The following is a 19,788-nucleotide window of genomic DNA, read 5'->3' as shown; positions in this document are numbered from 1 at the left end:
TCAGGGTCACTTTCGCCGAGAGAGCATTGGTGCCCCTCCTTGTTGCGATCATCCTCATCGGGCTGCCATTCCTGCATCCCGGCTACCGTTTCCTGTCGCTGGCCGCCTCCACGGGCGTCAGCGTCGTCGCCCTCTGCGGTCTGGCGGTACTCTTCGGCCAGGCCGGCATCATGTCGGTTGGCCACGCGGCTCTGATGGGGGTAGGAGCCTATACCGGCGCGATCCTCGCCCGTGACGCCAATCTCGGCTTCTTTGCCGCATTGCCCTTCGCCGCGCTGTTCTCGGCCGGCGTGGCCGGTCTGGTGGGGCTGCCCTCGTTGCGCGTGGGCGGGCATCATTTCGTCATCATCACCTTCGCCATGTGCGGCCTGTTCACCATCATACTCACCAATGGCGGCGCTTTCACCGGCGCAGCGACCGGACTCGACGTTGCGCCGATCGGCACCATTCTCAGTGTGAATTTCGGCCGTCTGCAGAATCTCTATTTCCTGGTGGTGTGCTTCGTGCTGGCGAGCATCGCCCTGATGGGACTGATCATCGCCTCGCCCTATGGCAGGACACTGCGCTCCATCCGGGAGAACGAGCCGCTTGCCGCGGCGCTCGGCGTCAACACCTCCCTGCACAAAATCGGCGCATTCATGCTAAGCGGCGCCTTCGCCGGTGTCGCGGGTATCCTGCAGCTCTATTTCCTGCAGCACATTTCTCCCGACCTCTACGGTGCCTTTCCGAGTATCTATATCGCCTTGATGGTCATGTTGGGCGGCCCTCGCCTGTTGCTCGGGCCGCTCGTCGGTGCCCTGATCGTCAGCTTCCTGCCTGAAGTACTCAACCTCGATCCCGTCGATGCCCGCATCGCCTATGGCGTCGGCTTGATCCTCGTGATCCTGGTCCTGCCCGGCGGGGTGATGGCAGGCCTGGCACAGCTCTATATGACGTTGCGCGGCAAGGTGGTGAGATCATGAGCGCCCTGGAAGTCTCCGGCCTCCGCAAGAGCTTTGGCGGCGTCGTCGCGCTCGACGGCATCGACGTCGCCATGGACCTTGGCGAGATCCTCGGCATCGTCGGGCCGAACGGTTCGGGCAAGACGACCCTGTTCAACGTGATCTCCGGCGCGCTGAGACCGACGGCGGGACGCGTGACCTGGCTGGGCAAGGAGATCAGTGGCCACCCGCCCCATCAGATCGCACGCAGCGGATTGGTCCGCACATTCCAGCAGGCGATGTCCTTCCAGGCTCTGTCGGTGCGGGAGAATGTGCGAATAGCCAGCGAGCATGGCGGCCGTGGCGCACCGTCGGCGGTGCCGCCGGAGGAATTGCTGTCCTTCGTCGGGCTTGCGGGCCGCGAGGAGGAAATCGCAGGCTCGATGCCCTTCGGCAACCTGCGGCGCCTCGGCCTGGCTCTGGCCCTGGCTGCGCGGCCGAGGCTCCTGTTGCTCGACGAACCAGCCGCGGGCCTCAACGACGGCGAGACCGAAGACCTTGCCGACATCATCGTGCGCCTACCGCGCCTGGGCCTGGGTGTCTGCCTGATCGACCATGACATGAACCTGATCGCCTCTATCTGCAGTCGCTTGGTGGTGCTCGACTTCGGCACCAAGATCGCCGAGGGCCCGCCGGCCGGAGTACTGCAGGACCGGAAGGTGATGGAAGTCTATCTGGGGACGCCGGCATGACGTTGTTGGATGTCAGCGATCTCGACACCGCCTACGGTCCGGTCATCGTCAACCGCGGCGTCTCGATTTCGGTTTCGGAGGGAGAAATCGTGACCATCCTCGGGCCCAACGGTGCCGGCAAGACGACGCTCCTGCGAGCGATCTGCGGTCTGCTTCGGCCGACTCGCGGGCGCATTGCCATGGATGACAAGGAAGTCACGCGGCTGCCGCCGGACCGTCTCGCGAAGGTCGGAATCGTCATGGTACCGGAAGGGCGGAAGATCTTCGCGGATCTCACCGTGCGGGAGAACCTGCGTCTCGGCGCCTATTCGCGCCGAGACATCGATGGGATCGAAGCCGATATCGTCCGCATGGAAGGCTATTTCGAGATCCTGGCCAGGAAGCGCGGCCAGAAAGGTGGCACCCTGAGCGGCGGGCAGCAACAAATGCTGGCGATCGCCCGCGGCCTGATGGCACGCCCCCGGCTTCTCCTGCTCGACGAACCCTCACTCGGCTTGTCGCCACTGATGGTGAAGGAAGTGCAGACCGTCATTGCCGATGTCCGCACGAATTTCGGCGCCGCCGTGCTCCTGGTGGAGCAGAATGCCTCGCTGGCACTATCCGTGGCGCAGCGCGGCTATCTCATGCAGTCCGGACGCATCGTCGCCGCCAGCGCCATCGCCGAACTGCGCGGTTCGCAACTGATGCGTGATCTCTATCTGGGCGAGGGCAAACGCCGCACCAGGGAAGAGAGCGTACCGCCGCTATAGGACTCGTCGTCCGGCGCCCAGTCCCAATCGAAGGGTCGCTTCGGGATTGGGTTAAGTCGGCACAAACCCCGAAGGCCCGCAATATCGCCAAAAGCGAAACTGTCTATTTTATAGTCGTTGCTCCAAGATAGAACGCCTTCACATCATCCCTCACCGCAAGCTCTGCCGCAGGCCCCGATGCGGCGACACGACCCGTTTCCAGCACATAGCCATGGTCGGCGTAGCGCAGGGCCAGATTGGCATTCTGCTCGGCTATCAGGAAGCTGACGCCCTTATCCTTGTTGAGGCTGCGGATGATCTCGAAGATCTCCTGCACCACGATCGGGGCAAGACCCATGGAGGGTTCGTCCAGCAGCATCAGCGTTGGGCGCGTCATCAGAGCCCGGCCAAGCGCTGTCATCTGCTGTTCGCCGCCCGAGGTGAGGCCAGCCTTGGTCTTGCGCTTCTGTTTCAGGCGCGGGAACCAAGCATAGATCTGTTCGAGATCCTCGGCGAGCTCGCGCCGTCCGGGCCGGCGCAGGAAGGCACCGGAGAGTAGATTCTCCTCGACGGTGAGCTGCGGAAAACAATGTCGGCCTTCGAGCACCTGCACAACGCCCCGGCCCACGAGGGTCGAAGGAGTCAGGCTGCTCACGAACTCTCCTTGCCAGGAAATGCTGCCGCGTGTGATCGCCCCGCGTTCGGGGCCGAGCAGATTGGAGATGGCCTTGAGGGTGGTGGATTTGCCGGCGCCATTGGCCCCCAGAAGGGCAACGATCTGGCCTTGGCCGACGGAAAGCGAGACATCCCGCACCGCCAGGATCGCCTGGCCATAGTGTACCTCTATGCCGGAGACATCGAGGAAGGCTTGAGGTCGGGGATGGGGTAATGCGGCGCTCATCGGCCTCTCCATGAAGGGTATCTTGGTCCAGGTAAGAGAAGGGAGCGGCAGCCGGATGAGGGTCCGGCCTCCGACGAGTGGGGCAGAGTCTCCCCGCGCCTCACTCGTCCCGCTCCAGCCTCTCACCCCTGCCTGTCTCCGCTCGGGAGAGGCGTCTGTCGCAATCAGTTCGTCTGTGCCACCGGCGTGATGCCCTTTTCCTGAGCGTAGGCTGCCGCCTTGGCGCGGATAGTGTCGGCGAAGAGCGTCGAGTCTGCCTTGATCCAGTCGGTCAGCGCATTCCACTTGGCGCCGTCCCACTGGATGATCTTGGCAGCGATGGTTTCGCCCTTATGATTGTCGGGCGTCGTCCTCAGAGGCGAGATCAGGCCCTTGGCGCCGAGTTCTGCAATGCGCTTGTCGTCGAGGTTGAGATTTTCGAGGGCCCAGCGACCCTCCTCGGCGGTGAGCGGACGGTTGCCGAACTTCTTGTGGCCGACCCGCAAGGCCTCGACAAAGGTAATCGCTTCGATCACCCCATAATTGTAATAGACTGTCCCGAACTTGGCCTTGTCCTTGAGATCACTCTTACCGGTATCGACAATCTTGTCCTTCAGCGTCTTGATGATGTCGTAGTCGGTCCCTGGCGGGAATACCGAGACGGCAAGGTAGCCCTTGGCGACGCTGCCGGCGGGCCGGGCGTCATCTTCCGAACCGCTCCAGATGTCACCGATGATGTGATCGGCGGGAAAGCCGACGCGAGCCGCGGTCTTGATCGCCACCGGCGTCATGACGCCCCAGCCGCGCAGGAAGACCCAGTCGGCACCCGCGCTGCGGATCTGCTGCCACTGAGCCTGCTGCTGCTCGCCAGGATGAGGCACCGGGATCTGGATATCAGTGAAGCCGTATTTCTTGGAGAGGATGCCGAGCGGCTCGATGGTGTCGCGGCCATAGCCGGAATCGTGATAGAGCGTGGCGATCTTCACGCCCTTCAGCTTGTCATAGCCGCCGACCTTTTGGGCGATGAAATCGACGACGATCTGCGCCTCGCTCCAGTAATCGAAGATCAGCGGATACTGATAGGGGAAGACCCGCCCGTCGGTGGCAATGTTCTGGCCACCGCCCGGCGACACGATCGGGATCTTGTCGATGCGTGCCTTGTCGGTCAGCGCGACGTCGAGGCCGGAGGAATGCGGATAGATCGCCGCCGTCAGCGCACCGTCATAGCCGTTCTTGTAGCGCTCGTAGCATTCGATGCCGCGCTCGATCTCATAGGCGGTCTCGCATTCCTGGATGAAGATCTTCACCCCGTCAACGCCACCTTCGACGTCGTTGACGTAATTGAGGTAATCGCGATTGCCGGCGCCGAAGGGAATGAAGGATGGCGCGTAGGGGCCGGTGCGATAGGTGAAGAGCGGGTAGAGCTGCTCTCCTTTGTGGTCCTGCGCAAGGGCCGGCGCCGAGGCGGAGAGCCCGGCAAGGCCGAGCCCGGCTGCCACAGCCAGGGCCTTGAGGAAAGAGGAAGGCATGAGTTCGTCTCCGTTGCTGATTTGCTGTTTTTGGATGGTTTTGGGCGTTCTTTGCCTGCCGGCGGGCCAAATCCTCCGTTCAGGCCGTCTTTCTGTGAGGTCGGATCAGGCTGGCGCGTGGCGCCTTCGCAAGAGCCCCTGCAGCAGCCGCTTGAGCAGGCTGGCGAGGCCGTCCGGTTCCTTGATCAACAGGAGGATGATGATCCCCCCGAACAGGATGTGCTGGATGTTGGAGAGCGCGCCCTGATCGGCGAAGGCGCCGAGGCCGGTATAGGGCGCGATGCGGTCGAGCACGATCGGCGTCAGCACGATGAAGGCGGCGCCGAGGAAGTTGCCCCAGATCGTGGCCGAGCCGCCGATCAGCACGATGAACAGCACCTGGAAGGACTTGTCGAGATCGTAGGTATGGGCATCAGAGGTGCCGAGATAGGCGAAAGCCCAGAGTGCGCCGGCAATGCCGCAGACGAAGGAACTGATGCCATAGGCGAGCAGTTTGCGGCTGGCGACATGGATGCCGATCACGGCGGCAGCGGTGTCCATGTCGCGGATCGCCATCCATTCGCGGCCGACACGGCTGCGCACCACCGCATAGGCAAAGGCGATCAATACCGCCGCGGTGACGGCGACCAGGAGATAGCGACCGGTGGCGGAGGAAAGATCATGCCCAAAGACCTGAAGGCGCGGCGCCGAGATGGTCAGCGACTGGCTGCCATTGGAAAACCAGTTGCAGTTGGTGAACAGCCATTCGAAAAAGAACTGCGCGCCCAGTGTCGAGGCCCCAAGATAAAAGCCCTTGATGCGCAGGCTCGGCAGGCCGAAGACGACGCCGGCCGCGGCCGCAATCAGGCCGGCCGTCGCCAGCGCCACCGGCAGGGGCAACACCGGCACGCGCAGAAGCAGATTATAGGTGGCGAAGGCGCCGATCGACATGAAGGCTGCCGAGCCCAGCGATACCAGGCCGGCATAGCCCATGAGCAAGTTCAGCCCGATGCCGGCCACGCCCATGACAAGGGTCGGGATGATGATCGAGGACAGCCAGTAATCGTTCGCCAGCAGCGGGACTATGCCGAGAGCTACGGCAAGGCCGCCGGCAATGGCGAACAGGTGGGGATTGAGGCTTCTGCCCTCAGGCAGCAAGGCGCCGTCGGTGCGTTGGGACACGAACGACATCGGCTAGACCCTTTCGATGGCACGGTCGCCGAACAGCCCAGCAGGACGCACCAGCAGGAAGGCCACGGCGAGGATATAGGCGAACCAGGTGGAGACGCTGCCCTGCAGCAGCGGCCCGACATAGATGTCGGCGAGCGCCTCGGTGGCTCCGACCAGCAGCCCCCCGACAATGGCGCCGGGCACCGAAGAGAAGCCGCCGATGATCAGCACCGGCAGGGCCTTTAGCGTCACCAGCGAGAGCGAATACTGGACGCCCTGCCGGGCGCCCCAGACCAGGCCCGCCACCAGCGCGACGATGCCGGCAACGCTCCAGACGATGCGCCAGATCGTCGGCAGGCGAATACCGATGGATTGGGCGGCCAGCGTGTCGTCGGCGACGGCCCGCAGCGAAATGCCCATGCGCGTTCGGTCGAACAGGATCGAGAGGGCCAGGACGATGGCGAGCGCGCTGCCGGATGCGAAGAGGTCGAACTGGCTGATCGAAAGGCCAGCGATCGAGATGGGGATGTCGTCGATGCCGAGGTCGAGCATATGGACATCCGATCCCATCAGCAGCTGGGCGAGGCCTTCGATCACGAAGCTGAGGCCAAGGGTCGCCATGAACAGGGTCAGCGCATCGCGATTGATCAGCGGCCGCAGCACAAGGCGCTCGATCAACGCAGCGCCGATGATCATCACCAATATTGTGGCGGCGAGCGAAAGCCAGAACGGGATCTCGTGCTCGACCAGCGTCACGAAGGTGAGCGAGGCGAAGAGCAACATGGCGCCCTGCGCGAAATTGAACACGCCCGAGGCCTTGTAGATCAGCACGAAGCCGATGGCGACGAGCGAATACATCACGCCCGCCAGGAGCCCGCTGACCAATGTTTCGAGAAAAAAGCTCATTGCAGCCTCAGTGAACCGTGCCGAGATAGGCGGCGATGACGTCGGGGTTGGCGCGCACTTCGTCGGGTGGGCCGTCCCCAACCTTGCGGCCGTAGTCGAGCACGACGACATGGTGGGCGAGACCCATGACAATGCCGACATCGTGCTCGATCAGCACGATGGTGGTGTGCAGCTTGGTGTTGACCTCCAAAATGAGCCGGCTCATTTCCTGCTTTTCTCCCTGATTCATGCCGGCCATCGGCTCGTCGAGCAGGAGAAGCTTGGGTTTGGCCACCAGCGCCCGGGCGAGATCGACGCGCTTCTGCAGCCCATAGGGCAGGGTCGAGACGATCGTGTCGGCATGGCTATCCAAGCCCAGGAAAGCCAGGATATCGAGAGCGCGAACCTTGAAACTCCAGCGCTCCGTCGCGTCGCGCCCGACCCTCAGGATGTTCTCGACAAAGGTAGCGCGGCCATGGCGAGCGAGTCCGGCCAATACATTCTCGATAACGGTCAGCCGATCGAACAGGGCATTGTGCTGGAAGGTGCGGCCGATGCCCAGATGCGCCGCCTTGTAGGGGTGGATCGCCCCGAAACGCGTGCCGTCGAATACCACGTCCCCCTCATTGGCGCGGTAGACACCGTTGATGACATTGAGCAGGGAACTCTTGCCAGCGCCGTTCGGCCCGATCAGGGCGCAAATCTCGCCCTCGGCCACATCAAAACTGAGCCCGCTCAAGGCAATGATGCCCTTGAACGAAAGCGTGACATCGTGAAGCTGCAGCAGCGGCGCCGGCATTGTTCTCACCTGCCTGTTGCGAGACGCGAGACTCCCGCTTCGCGCTCGGCCGCCTCACGGCGCTTGACTGCCTCGATATCGCGGTAGGCATGAGCCGGGTGGTTCTCGGGAAGATAGGCCCCCTCTCCGAACAGCTTCTCGCGCAAGGTGCCGGGCTTGTAGGCGGTGGCATAGGCCTCGCGCTTCTGCAGTTCCGGCACGAGCAGGTCGACCACATTCTCGAAGCTTTCCGGGGTCACCGCGTAGGCAAGGTTGAAGCCGTCGACATCGGTTTCCTCGACCCATTCCTGCAGCGTATCGGCGACCGTGGCGGCCGAGCCGACGAACACAGGACCGAGACCGCCGATGCCGCCCCAGAGGGCAAGCTCCTCCATGGTCCAGGTCTTGTCCTCACCGGCGAAGTGCTCGACGACAGAAATGATGGCGTTGGTCTCGACCTTCTTGATCGGGTCCGTCGGCTTATACTGGCCGAAATCGATGCCGCTCCAGCCGGAGAGGAAAACCAGCGAGCCGTCATAGGAGGCGTAGGATTGATAGTCCTTGAACTTGGCTTGCGCCTTGGCGTCCGTCGCGTCGAGGATGACGGTGGTGAGGTTGTAGATCAGGATCTTGCGAGGATCGCGCCCAGCCGCCGCGGCCTGGCGGCGAATATCGGCGACATAGGCCTTGAGCAGCGACTTGGTGGGGGCGGCTACGAAGACGCATTCGGCATGGGCGGCGGCAAAGGCCTTGCCGGGGCCTGAAGCGCCGGCCTGGTAGAGCACCGGCGTGCGCTGGGGCGAGGGCTCGGTGAGCTGATAGCCCGGCACCTCGAAGAATTTCCCCTTGTGGCCGATCTCATGGACCTTGGCGGGATCGGTGAAGATGCGCCGCTCGCGGTCGCGCAGCACCGCGCCCTCCTCCCACGAACCTTCCAGAAGCTTGTAGAGCACTTCGACATATTCGCTGGCGACTTCGTAGCGGTTGTTGTGCTGGCGCAGGCCTCCCTGGCTGATGTTCTTGGCCCCGCTTTCGAGATAGGAGGTCACGATGTTCCAGCCCACGCGTCCCTTGGTGTGGTGGTCGGCCGTGGCGAGACGCCGGGCGAAGGTATAGGGGTGCTCGAAGGAGGTGGAGGCGGTGATGCCTATGCCCAGATGTTCCGTGGCGAGCGCGATGGGTGCGGCAAGCTGCAGGGGATCGTTCACCGGGATCTGCGCTGCCTGATGGATGGCGTGATAATTGGAGCCCTTGTAGACATCGTAATAGCCGACGACGTCGGCGATGAAGATGCCGTCGAAAATGCCGCGCTCCAGCGTGCGGGCGAGATCCTGCCAGTAATCGAGATCCTTGTATTTCCACGATTTGTCGCGCGGATGCGCCCACAGGCCCGGCGATTGATGGCCGACGCAGTTCATGTCGAAGGCGTTGAAACGAATTTGGCGGGCCATGCCGCATCTCCAGAGCTGAAACAAGGACGGCGCCGCACCGGGCTACCGCTTCGAGCGCCTATGAAAACGTCGCTCGATTCAAATGTCTAGTATTTTTATAGAAAATATATAAAGATTTGACGCATGAGGCTCACCAGCCTCGGGACGGGCAGCCTGAACCAGGCGGCGAATTTTCCTAAAATCAAAGAGAAACAACGAGATGACGCAGTCGCACTCGACGGTAGAAGCAGGATGGGGCAGCGGTCCCGGCGACAATTACGAGGATCTGGCCTCGCAGTTCCGGCCGGTCTTTTCAAGGATTCGCGAGGGCGCTGTCACGCGGGAACTCAATCGCACCCTGCCGCACGAACCGATCGCCTGGCTCAAGGATGCCCGTTTCGGAGCACTGCGCGTTCCGGCTGAAGAAGGCGGCTTCGGCGCCACCCTGCCTCAGCTCTTCGCCTTGCTAGCCGAGCTCTCCCAGGCCGACTCCAACGTCACCCAGGCTCTGCGCGCCCATTTCGGCTTTGCTGAGGACATCGTCAATTCGCATTCGCAGGATCGACGCGACCGCTGGTTGCCGCGCCTCGCCAGAGGCGAGATCGCCGGCAGTGCCTGGACCGAGATTGGCGAGGCCAAGCAGGCCGCCTTCGCCACCGTCGTCAAGCGGCGAGCGGACAAGGCCCATGTCACTGGCGCCAAATATTACACCACCGGCTCCCTCTTTGCCGACTGGATCGACATCGGCGCCAGCGGCGAGGATGGAAGTTCGCTTTCTGCCGTGGTCTCGCGGCATGCGCCGGGCGTCAATGTCATCGATGACTGGGATGGCTTTGGCCAGATCCTCACCGCCAGCGGCACGACAACATTCACCGACGCACCAGTAGAGGTGCAGGATGTCGTCGTCGACGAGGAACGCTTCAAATATTCGGCGGCCTTCTATCAGCTGGTGCACCTGGCCACCCTCGCCGGCATAGGCCGGGCTGTTACGAACGATGTCGCACAGGCGGTGAAGGCCAGGCGGCGCAGCTATTCAAACGCCCCCTCCCCGCGCCCGGCCGAGGACGCGCAAGTGCTGCAAGTCGTCGGCCGAATCCGCGGTGCGGCCTATTCGGCCGGCGCGATCGTGCTGAAGTCTGCCGAGGCCCTGCAGCGTGCCTTTGATGCACGCTTCCAGGGCGATGTGGCGGCCGAGGAAAAGGCCAATGCCATCGCCGAACTCGAAGTTGCACAGGCGCAGACCGTGGTCTCGAATCTCATTCTCGACGCGTCGACCCTGCTTTTCGACGCCCTCGGCGCCTCCGCCACCCAGCGGACCAGCGCCTTCGACCGCTATTGGCGCAACGCCCGTACCTTGTCCTCACACAACCCGCGCATCTACAAGGACCGAATTGTCGGCGACTTCGCCGTCAACGGTACGCCACCGCCTTATCAATGGCGTATCGGACAGGTGTGAGGAGCTGTTGGGCAACACTTTGAGCTGAGAATCGCTTACCTCTGACCCAGCAAATGCATTTTATCTGAGAATGGTGCAGCCTGTGCATTCTCAGATATCCCGCAAGAACACGGATGCACGACATCGAGGCCATGAAGCGCGCCATCGGGGAGCCATGGAGCAGCGGCCATGCGAAAGACGCTCAAGCGCGCCATGTATGACCCTTCTGGCTTTGAGATCTTGCGAGGACGCATGCTCCCCCATGAACTGAGATGAGCGCCAATGGTGACGATGACCCCGGCTAGATGTCCTCCGATCCTGGTTGTGATAGTCTGCGACTGACGGGGTAAGGCAATGGGGCAAGATCGATGTCATACCGTTTGCTGACCGTTGCCGCGCTGCTGATGCTCCTGCCCGCCGCCGCACGCGCGGGCTGTCTCTACAAGCCTTTCGACTTCCATCCTGAGAAGAACGACGGCGTGGTGGTCGACGTGATCGTCGATGGCGGTTCGTCCTGCACGCATAATTTTGGCGAGGGCCCAGGCTATGCCTTCACGGGCCTCACGGTCGAGCGCGAACCAGAGAACGGAAAACTGACCAAGACCGGCGCCAATCGGTTCATATACACGCCCAATAAGGGCTTTATCGGCAAAGACGCCTACATTTTCAAGATCTGCGCCAGCAAGGGCGCACGGAAGGGCTGCTCGACTATCGCATTTGTATCGCAGGTGAAGTAGGGAGCAAAGCAAAGGCGGGTGTTAGGCTGCGAGCCGAAGCTAACCGCTTGAAGCTTTTCGGAATCGGAAGGCGGCATCGTCAGACCTCCAGCTTGCCCGCCGCACGCTATCCCCGCGAACGCCATACGGCGCATGGCATTCCGTCATCCGCAGGCCTCCATCTTTTGCCGCCCCCGCCCCGTCTCCGCCACTACCTGGTCACCGCTTGGGGCGGGAACGTCGGGTCGTGGGATGACGACTTCGTGCAGCTGGCCCTCTCGCAGTTCGAAAACGCGATCCGCGGCCTGGACCATCGCAAGAGAGTGAGCGACGATGATCCGGGTAATGGGCAGTTGCTTCAGCACGTTCAGGATATGGGCGGCGCGGACGGGATCGAGATGGGCGGTTCCCTCGTCCATCACGAGGATCTGCGGATTGCGGTAGAACGCGCGTGCGATGATCACGCGTTGTTTCTGTCCGCTGGACAATATGCTGCCCATGTCGCCGACATAGCTGTTGTACTGCATCGGGAACGCCATGATGTCATCATCCACGGCTGCCAGCTGCGCACAGGCACGGACCCGAGCCAGGTCGATCTTCTCCTCGAACAGTGCGATATTTTCCGACAATGTCCCGGCCAGCAGTTGGTCCTCCTGCATTACGACGCCGAGGCGCTTGCGAAACGCAGCCGAGCCGACCGTCGCGATGTCGTGGCCATTCACCAGAATTTCGCCTTGTGTCGGTTCGTAGAGGCCAATCAGGAGTTTGAGCAGGGTCGACTTGCCCGCGCCGGATGCCCCGGCGATGGCAATAAAAGAGCCGGCCGGGATCTCCAAACTGACGTTGCGCAGGATTGGCGGATCCACCGGCGAATAGGAAAAATGCACGTCTTTCACCTTCAGCGTGCTGAAGGAGGTGCTTGCATCATCCAACGCGCCGATCGCCTCACCGCCCTTTTCGCGTTCGGCTAGCGCGATGTCGCTCACCCGGTCCAATGGTACGTCGAGCATGCGATAGGCGACCGCCTGGTCGATCAGAGAGGTCAGCTTGCCTGTGAATTGTCCCTTATAGGCCATGAAGGCAGTGATGAGGCCTATGGTCATCTGACCATCAACGACCATACGGGCCGCCAAATAGATCAAACCAATATCGGACAGGCCCGACAGGAGACTGCTGAGGCCGGAATAGGCAATGCCAAGATTACCGTTGCGGATCGAGGTGTTGATCCTTTCGGCATAGAGATTACGCCAGGTGGCCTCGCGATTGCTCTCGCCGCCCGACACCTTGATGGTTTGGATGGCGCGAATTGTTTCGAGGAATTTCGTCTGCTCATTCGTGTCCGCGACGATCTGGTCCGTCTGCAATCGGCGCGCATAAGGCATCACGCCGAACTTCAGCGCGACATAGACCAGGAATACCGCAACCGCGATCGCTCCCAGCTTGACGCTGTAGGCCATCATCAGCGCGCCAGTGAAGATGGCGAGCATGCCATCGATGAAAGCGGTGATGCCGCCTCCGAGAATGAAGGCCTTGATCGGTTCGAGCGAGTGGAATCGCTGCAGCACGTCGCCGAGACTGCGCCTTTGAAAGAATTCGAGCTTCAGCCTGGCCAGATGATGAAATAGCCTTGCCTCCATGTCGAAGGAAAGCACGTTGGCGAGATATTGGAAGACCAGACTGCGCAGCACACCTGCGGCAGTGTTGAACACTGCCAGCAGCCCGAAGGCGATCGAGAGGCCGACAAGCAGATCGAGATCATGCTTCTGGATCGCTTCGTCGATGACCAGCTGCATGTAAAACGGCGTGATCAGCACAAACAGTTCCAGCAGAAGCGATAGCAACAACCCTTGGGCAGCACTTGACAGACTATCCGTTCCCCACTTCCAGAAGCTGGAGATCTTGATAGGGGTGCGTTCTTTTCTCCTCTCGAACTTGTCGGTCGGACTCAACTCTACGGCCACGCCAGTGAACAGCGGTGAGAATTCCTTCAGTGACATCACGCGCAAGCCCACGGCGGGGTCGTGCAGCCAGACACGGTTGCCTTTCACCTTGCACAGCACGACGAAATGCTTGAATTCCCAGTGCAGGATACAGGGCAGGCGGAGCTTGGGCAGATCATCCAGTTCGCAGCGCAGAGCACGACCTCCCAGGCCTATGCGTGCGGCAATGTCGAGCAGGTCCTTGAGCGCCACGCCCTTCATCGAGATGGGAAACCGGCTGCGAAGAGCGCGAATATCCACATCATAGCCATGCCAACCCGCGATCATGGCAAGGCAGGCGAGCCCGCATTCCGAGGCCTCCGCCTGCCGGACCAGAGGCATGCGTCGGATACCGGTGACATTGAGCAAGGTTTGTACGGTTGGCAAGATCAGTTCCTGGCGTTGGGCGATCGGGCTGGCAGTCTGCAGCCAGACGTTCGAATGCGTGGGTCAGTTGGTGAAAATACGGTGACCCGAGGCGAGCAGCGGGTCCATCAGCAGGCCCAGGAAGCTGCGTCTGTCGAGGAGTATGTCGGCCGTCAGAGCCATGCCGGACCGCAGAGGGAATTTACGCCCATAGGCTGTGACATCGTCATGGTCGAGCTTGACGAGGACCCGGTAGGCAGGCTCCTTCTGGGGCGCCACGGTGGTGATTTCGTCGGGCTTGAGGATGGTGCCCGCGATGTCGGTAATCTGGCCGCTGGCAATGCCGAAACGTTCATGCGGAAAAGCGTCATAGAGAATACGCACGGTCTGGCCGGGTTGGACAAAGCCTATGGCGCGGGACGGCACGTAGATTTCAGCCTGGAGCGTGCTGCCAATCGGGACGATTGCCATCAACGGTTTGCCTGGGTCCGCTGGCTGGCCAACCAGCGCCTGCAGTGAAGAAACTGTGCCGGCCTCCGGCGCGCTCAGGAGGTAGCTGTTCTGCGCTTGGGTGTTGGCGCGGCGCTCATTCAGGGAGACGATCTCGCGCTGAACGCTGGCGCGCTCCTGCGCGGTTTTCGAAGGCAGCATCTCCAATGAGGTCTGCTCCTCGGAGGCCTGGGATTCCAGTTGGGCGATCTGGGTCTGAAGATCGCTCACAGCCTGCTGGGCGGCGAGTGAATCATAGACGCGCTGACGCAGGTTATCGCCACTTAGATAGCCGCGTGTAGCGGCTGTCCGCCCCTCGTCAGCGGCTTGCTTCGATAGGCGCTGACGCTCAAGGCGAATCGGCAAGGTCTGTTTCAACTGGTCGATCTGGCCGTTCAGGCCACGAATATGTTCGATCTTCGCCTTGGCTTCCAAAGGAGCGGAAGCATCAAGAGCTGCAAGCCTTGTTTCCAGCGTCTCTTGTTCGCCATCGATGGCTTCCATTACATGGGCGTCGACGGCCGCGCCGCCGATAAGTTGCTGCTCGGTGGAAATCAGGGCTAGAGGGTCGCCCTGTCTCACGGCCTGCCCTTCACTCACGTAGAGTTCACGCACGACACCGCCTCTGGCCGGAAGGACGCGCAATTCACCCTTGGAAAAATTGAGAGCTCCATAAGCGGTTTCCTTGCGAGCAAACTTGACCAGCGAAAGAACCGTTATGGTGGCGGCGCCAAAAATCAGAAAGAGACACAGCATGACTGTCCACGCCATAGGACGCGACGCTACGGGGGCTCCGAATTCTGTTTTCTGCATTGCTGCGATAGCTTCCCCCCTGAAGAGTGCCATCATCACCTCTACTTTTTCCGATTGAGCGCATCTTAAAATGAAGCTGAAATAGCTATCTTGCCGTGCTGGGCGGTACCGTGGAACTAGATGCCGTAGCTGAACTGTGGAGAGGTCCCACAGATCGGCCGACGTCGCCCCATACACCATCACAACGAGTTGTCAACACCTTGATATATCCTAGTTCCAATGACATATTCCCTTGCGTACCATAGATAATATATCACCCTTCAACGAACGATTATATTCAAAATTTCAAAAAATTAATTGACATGACGCTACGAATCGAGTCAGGCTTGTAGCCACTTTCACGTCTGTGCGAGGAAGTGTTTCGAATTGATGCTGCTTCAGAAAACAGATGGGAACCCTATCTTTTGGTAATGTGCAGTGCCAGCGACGCCGAGGCGCTGCATTACTCGATGGCATTGCCAGTCATGTCGAGAGGTAATTCTCGCAATGTCCGGCGATGCTTCGCTCACTTGAGCAATGGCCAGGCATTGGAAGGTCTCCCGATCTTCCGACAATATGTAGTGGGGCATATTGCGTGATGTTTTCCGACAGCTAGATCAATCCTATCTATACGATAGAGGCGATCGGAAAGCTTCTATTATGGCCCATTGAGAAAACTCAAAAAAACAACGTACCGAGAACTTTGGAGAGAATCACCATGACTACGATGTATGAACTGAATGCACTTGAGATTGAACAGGTCTCCGGCGGCTCGCTCGTTAGTGCCCTGGATAACCTGCTCGGCTCTATCGGCAGCATCGCCCTCACCCCGGTGGCTGCGGCCTACAATGGTGTCACCACCTTCGGCAATTCCGTCCTGAGCAACGGCATCCTGGGCGGGACGCTCAGCGGCATCGCCGGTGGCGTCACCTCGGCCTTGTCGACCACTGGGACAGTCCTGGGGACCTATGTTCCGCTCGGCAGCACCGGATTTGGCGCCCTGACGTCGACTCTCGACAACGCTGCCTCCCAGAGCTTGACCAGCCTGCTGCATGGCGGCCTGGGCATTCCCGCTGGTCTCTAAATATCACCGGTCACGAACCGTGAGCTTTCAATCCTCGGCACGCAAGGTGCGGGGGAAGACGAAAGGTGAGCAATACGGGTGGTCGCTGCTGTTGAGCCGAAAGTCTACCGGCTTTCGCCAAGCGATCCCCTGCAGCAGAAAGGCGACGGAGAGATTGACCTCTGTCGCTTTTGTCTATCGACGGCGCTTCAATATCTTGAATCTCGGTAACGCGACAAAAAAGGTGGAAAGACGATGGCTACTGACGGCAAGGGAAACTCTGTAACGGGTGGAGCGGGAACACAGGCTAACCCTTATATTCTGTCATCCGGCCTGAGCAATCCAACTCTCGAAGCGGGCGCCTATTACACTCTTCCGGCCTCCAGCACTCTTAGCGGTGTCGTTATAAACGGGGCCCACCTGACGGTCTCGCAGGGATCGACCGTCACCGGCGCCGTCGATTTCTCGGGGACGACGGGGAGTAGCCTGACGATCTTGGACGATTCGAGCCATGTGGCACAGCTCACGCAAAATGGAAGCCAGTCGTCGTCCGGCCTTAAGGGCCCAGCTTCCATGGCTGGCGCCTATCTGAAGAATTTTGGAGCCAGCGACACCGTAAGCCTGCCGAATGTCTCTTCTACCGGGACTTACTCGATCAATGAAGCCACCTCCACAGCGACATCCTCGATAGCGCGAGGAACGATATACCTCAATACAGACGGACAGTTTGGGTTGGCGGTACAAAATGGCGGTCAGACCTATACCTTCACCAATGGTACTATTATCGGTTGTTTCCTGAGAGGTACGCTCATCTCGACGAGGGATGGCGAGGTTGCTGTCGAAGATCTGAACATTGGCGACGAAGTCGCCACGGTGGTCAATGGGCAGGCCGTGTATCGCCGTATCACCTGGATCGGTTCGGGCCATGTGGACGCGGGGCAATACGACTTCGATCCCGTTGTTTATCCCGTTCGCATCAAGGCCGGCGCTTTCGCCCCGAATATGCCCCAACGCGATCTACTTTTGACCCAGGAACATTGCATTTTCGTGGACGGCAAGCTGATACCGGCACGCATGCTGGTCAATCGCCAGTCAATCATGATCGACCGCAGCATACCCCAGTATGAGTATTTCCATATTCAGTTGGAAGAACACGCGATCCTGATGTCCGAAGGGCTGATGACTGAAAGCTATCTCAACGGCTCCAATCGCGAGACGTTCGACAATCGGGCCTCGGCGCCGGAAGTCGACGGAGCAGTTGTGCTCGCCGCGCCTTTGGCTGTCGATCGGGCGACTGTCGAACCAATCTGGCATCGCCTGTATGCCTATGCGAGAGAAGCGGGCCTGGCGCCGATGGATTGGTGGGTAAGGCTCGGGCAGGATTCGCAACTGCGTGTTCAGCTTGACGACGGAGAGGAAATTCAGCCCCAGGAAGGCAATGAAGGGTGCGAAATATTCCACATCCCGGAGGGCAGGAAGCCCGTCCGTCTGCTATCCAATGCATCGATGCCCTGCAATGCGATCGGCCCCTTTGTTGACGATCGCCGTCTCCTGGGTGTCGCCGTCAACGAGATCGAATGGCTGAATAACGGTAGCACAAAGATTGTTACTGCCGCCGATCTCAACCTGCCCGGCTGGTACGAACAGGAGGAGGCCCAGCGCTGGACAAGTGCTGACGCAGCACTGGATCTGCCATCCGCCGAGAGTGGCGACACGACGCTCGTCATCAAGATCGGAGCGCGCATGCAGATCGCCTCGGGCGTTATCGAAATGAAGGCGGCCTGAGCGCCATCGTCGCGATTGCCAATTTGACGTCAGGGCGGCGCAGATGCCGCCCTGTTTTGCTTTACGCCAAGGCAAAGTGCGTTCACATAGAAACGGATTTCGAAATTAACGAACTGCTATCAAAAGCGTTTCGTAATTCTTGGTGCTTTGATCTGAAATAAAACGCTCAGCAGCAGTGTGCGTATAAGCTCAAACGCCACATTGCTCCGACTCATTGTTTCAACGTGTCTTTCCGTTTCTAGCCGATTACGTCAACTCCGGAAAGGCTGCGGCATTCTGTGCAATACTTCCAGCAGTCAGACCAGGGTTTCACCCGGCCCGTATTTATTCTGTTGAAAAGCAAGGCATTGACTTGAGTACCCACTGGGCCTTCCAGGGCGCTATGCCAGGTTCAGCGTGCCTTCGAAGTCTCGAACCCTGCGGGCGTCCTGGCCATCTGGTCGGGGTGGCGCGGACAGCGATGTGGGAGAGGCTGAGTCGATCACGATGCGGCCACGCTGCGCTCGAGATAGACCAAGCCGAAACGTTCACGATCACCCGGCTCAGGTCGCGCCAGCGCACCGCGCCATTCTCGGTCGGATCTGGTCTGCGTCTCGGCCAGCGCCAATAATCGCATGACCGTCAAGCGGCCAGGAAGCCCTCATTGCCGACGATGCCGCTCGCTGCAGCTACAATAACGCCCTCACTGAAAAGCCCCACTCGAGGCGCCCCCTCCATAGGCGCGAAGAAGGGCGCGACGCCCACCCTCCCCTTGATGGGGAGGGTCGACGCGAAGCGTCGGGGTGGGGTGACTTCTTGCAAAAGATCGTAAAAAAACGCGACTTTTCCTTCTGAGGATGGTGGTTCTCACCCCGCCCCGGCCTTTCAGGCCGACCCTCCCCATCAAGGGGAGGGTGACGCGTCGCGACAATTGCGTCTTATCTTAGCGCCTATGGGTGCCCCCTCCCCAAGCCCGACCATCGGGCTGCCTCCCTTCGACCATAGAAAGAAGCATCGGCGAATTGCCGCCTCGGTCTTCCCGGGGCATACCCCGGGAAGACCGAGGCGGCGCAAACTGGGGAATTTTCAAGCGGCGGATTTGCGTCGCCTCACTTTGGCGTCAACTGCTCATCTTCAAAGTCTACACCGCCGGCGGGGAGCGAAGAATTTAAAGATCAATCATCTCACCACTACAGCAAAAGGGGCGCTCAAGGTAATCGATGCTTTGCTGTGATTGTTTATTTCGACGCGTCTTTGCGATTCTTGTCGGTTCTGCCTAATCTCAAAATGCCTTAATGGAATTGCTCAATGGTACGCGGGCTGACGAGGCGCCAACCCGCGCTTGTTACCGGCATGACAAAATCAAAACGCGCAACGACGAGGTGGCGTGCCAATGACCTATCCGGTGTAGCCTCTCGGCGAGACCAATGCCTGCCGAGCCATTCTATGTTCAGATCAGCGAGTGGTTGCCTTGGCCGATCGTCGCAATGATGCCCGGCAGGTTGGTAACAGCCACATTTGTCACCTGAGCGGGGGTCAGGTTGGAACCGATGACGGCGCCAGCAGCGGCACCCAGCACGGCGCCGAAGAGAGCGCCAAACGGGGCGCCAAGGATGCCAAGCGGAGCGGTCGCGTAGCCGCCATTGGTGCCGCCAGCATAGGTACCCAGGGCGGCGCCAAGGATGCCCCCCTCGATCGCGCCGAGAATCGTGCCACCGGCAACCATTTCGACTTCGGTTTCATTCAGAACGTACATGGAGTTACCTCAATTTATCTGAGTGTGTTGTTGTTAAGCCAATAAACATCGGGCACGCAACTTAACGTATTGTCGAGTTACATGCTGACGATTTATAAGCGACGTTACGATAGATATCGGGAGTTAGGCTGTCAATCACATTAGATGCCGTAACGTAGCTAAAAAACTTATGGCTCTTGCGATATCGGAATAGAGCTGATAACTCCACTTGGAAGTATGTCCATTTACGGAATATACGAACTCAGGGGTTTTAAACGGAGAAATCGGAGGTACCGGTGCCATGTTGCCGTGTTCTTCACGCGGATGTAAAATTGCGGCATAACAACGACGGGGGAGTGGCGGAACGATCTATGGAAGTTGCCGTGGGCCTTCAGCCA

The 19,788-nt window shown here is 60.2% G+C and carries 16 protein-coding genes; 7 read left to right on the top strand and 9 right to left on the bottom strand.

The window, feature by feature from the left end; all coding sequences use genetic code 11:
• Positions 1-29: 29 nt before the first annotated feature.
• Genes ACMDCR_RS08270 through ACMDCR_RS08260 form a run of 3 tightly spaced genes read left to right on the top strand, consistent with a single transcriptional unit; the run spans position 30 to position 2,421 of the window.
• Positions 30-962 carry a branched-chain amino acid ABC transporter permease gene (locus ACMDCR_RS08270; RefSeq protein WP_413992069.1) on the top strand — a complete coding sequence of 311 codons (933 nt, stop codon included), beginning with the start codon at positions 30-32 and terminating at the stop codon, positions 960-962.
• The gene (locus ACMDCR_RS08265) at positions 959-1,672 is read left to right on the top strand and encodes an ABC transporter ATP-binding protein (protein ID WP_413992068.1); all 714 of its coding nucleotides are present in this window, start codon (positions 959-961) and stop codon (positions 1,670-1,672) included. Before ACMDCR_RS08270 ends, ACMDCR_RS08265 begins: the two co-directional genes overlap by 4 nt.
• Positions 1,669-2,421 (top strand): ABC transporter ATP-binding protein, encoded by a 753-nt coding sequence (locus ACMDCR_RS08260; RefSeq protein ID WP_413992067.1) that lies wholly within the window; start codon positions 1,669-1,671, stop codon positions 2,419-2,421. Before ACMDCR_RS08265 ends, ACMDCR_RS08260 begins: the two co-directional genes overlap by 4 nt.
• 103 nt (positions 2,422-2,524) lie before the next feature.
• Here the strand turns inward: ACMDCR_RS08260 and ACMDCR_RS08255 are convergent, their stop codons facing one another.
• The 6 genes from ACMDCR_RS08255 to ACMDCR_RS08230 form a co-directional block, all read right to left on the bottom strand.
• On the bottom strand, positions 2,525-3,301 hold the full coding sequence (locus ACMDCR_RS08255; protein WP_413992066.1) for an ABC transporter ATP-binding protein: 777 nt from the start codon (positions 3,299-3,301) through the stop codon (positions 2,525-2,527).
• A gap of 164 nt (positions 3,302-3,465) precedes the next feature.
• Entirely contained in the window at positions 3,466-4,809 is a 1,344-nt protein-coding gene (locus ACMDCR_RS08250; protein WP_413992065.1) for an ABC transporter substrate-binding protein, read from the bottom strand.
• Between the two features lie 105 nt (positions 4,810-4,914).
• Complete coding sequence (locus tag ACMDCR_RS08245; RefSeq protein ID WP_413992064.1) at positions 4,915-5,979, bottom strand: branched-chain amino acid ABC transporter permease; 1,065 nt, start codon at positions 5,977-5,979, stop codon at positions 4,915-4,917.
• A gap of 3 nt (positions 5,980-5,982) precedes the next feature.
• Positions 5,983-6,864, bottom strand: a complete 882-nt coding sequence (locus tag ACMDCR_RS08240; protein ID WP_413992063.1) for a branched-chain amino acid ABC transporter permease — start codon at positions 6,862-6,864, stop codon at positions 5,983-5,985.
• A 7-nt stretch (positions 6,865-6,871) separates the two neighbouring features.
• Positions 6,872-7,642 carry an ABC transporter ATP-binding protein gene (locus ACMDCR_RS08235; protein ID WP_413992062.1) on the bottom strand — a complete coding sequence of 257 codons (771 nt, stop codon included), beginning with the start codon at positions 7,640-7,642 and terminating at the stop codon, positions 6,872-6,874.
• Between the two features lie 5 nt (positions 7,643-7,647).
• Complete coding sequence (locus ACMDCR_RS08230; RefSeq protein ID WP_413992061.1) at positions 7,648-9,072, bottom strand: LLM class flavin-dependent oxidoreductase; 1,425 nt, start codon at positions 9,070-9,072, stop codon at positions 7,648-7,650.
• 199 nt (positions 9,073-9,271) lie between these two features.
• Between ACMDCR_RS08230 and ACMDCR_RS08225 the strand changes: the two genes are divergently transcribed.
• Together ACMDCR_RS08225 and ACMDCR_RS08220 are read left to right on the top strand one after the other, a co-directional pair.
• Positions 9,272-10,507: an acyl-CoA dehydrogenase family protein gene (locus tag ACMDCR_RS08225; protein ID WP_413992060.1), complete on the top strand. Its 1,236-nt coding sequence runs from the start codon at positions 9,272-9,274 to the stop codon at positions 10,505-10,507.
• A 347-nt stretch (positions 10,508-10,854) separates the two neighbouring features.
• Entirely contained in the window at positions 10,855-11,223 is a 369-nt protein-coding gene (locus tag ACMDCR_RS08220; RefSeq protein WP_413992059.1) for a hypothetical protein, read from the top strand.
• Between the two features lie 143 nt (positions 11,224-11,366).
• Here ACMDCR_RS08220 and ACMDCR_RS08215 read toward each other — a convergent pair whose 3' ends face one another.
• Together ACMDCR_RS08215 and ACMDCR_RS08210 are read right to left on the bottom strand one after the other, a co-directional pair.
• On the bottom strand, positions 11,367-13,469 hold the full coding sequence (locus ACMDCR_RS08215) for a peptidase domain-containing ABC transporter (RefSeq protein WP_413993564.1): 2,103 nt from the start codon (positions 13,467-13,469) through the stop codon (positions 11,367-11,369).
• 162 nt (positions 13,470-13,631) lie between these two features.
• A complete protein-coding gene (locus tag ACMDCR_RS08210; protein ID WP_413992058.1) occupies positions 13,632-14,885 on the bottom strand; it encodes an HlyD family secretion protein in 1,254 nt (417 codons plus the stop codon).
• 661 nt (positions 14,886-15,546) lie between these two features.
• On the opposite strand from ACMDCR_RS08210, the gene ACMDCR_RS08205 reads away from it, so the two are divergent.
• Positions 15,547-15,912, top strand: coding sequence for a hypothetical protein (locus ACMDCR_RS08205; RefSeq protein WP_413992057.1), 366 nt, complete (start codon positions 15,547-15,549; stop codon positions 15,910-15,912).
• 234 nt (positions 15,913-16,146) lie between these two features.
• Complete coding sequence (locus ACMDCR_RS08200) at positions 16,147-17,676, top strand: Hint domain-containing protein (RefSeq protein WP_413992056.1); 1,530 nt, start codon at positions 16,147-16,149, stop codon at positions 17,674-17,676.
• Positions 17,677-19,105: 1,429 nt separating this feature from the next.
• Here ACMDCR_RS08200 and ACMDCR_RS08195 read toward each other — a convergent pair.
• On the bottom strand, positions 19,106-19,411 hold the full coding sequence (locus tag ACMDCR_RS08195) for a hypothetical protein (RefSeq protein ID WP_413992055.1): 306 nt from the start codon (positions 19,409-19,411) through the stop codon (positions 19,106-19,108).
• Positions 19,412-19,788 lie beyond the last annotated feature (377 nt).

The sequence above is a fragment of the Labrys okinawensis genome, from assembly GCF_047345005.1.
Lineage (GTDB): Bacteria > Pseudomonadota > Alphaproteobacteria > Rhizobiales > Labraceae > Labrys > Labrys okinawensis.
Note: the sequence above shows the minus strand (reverse complement) of the source record. Positions and strands in the feature narration are given on the sequence as shown.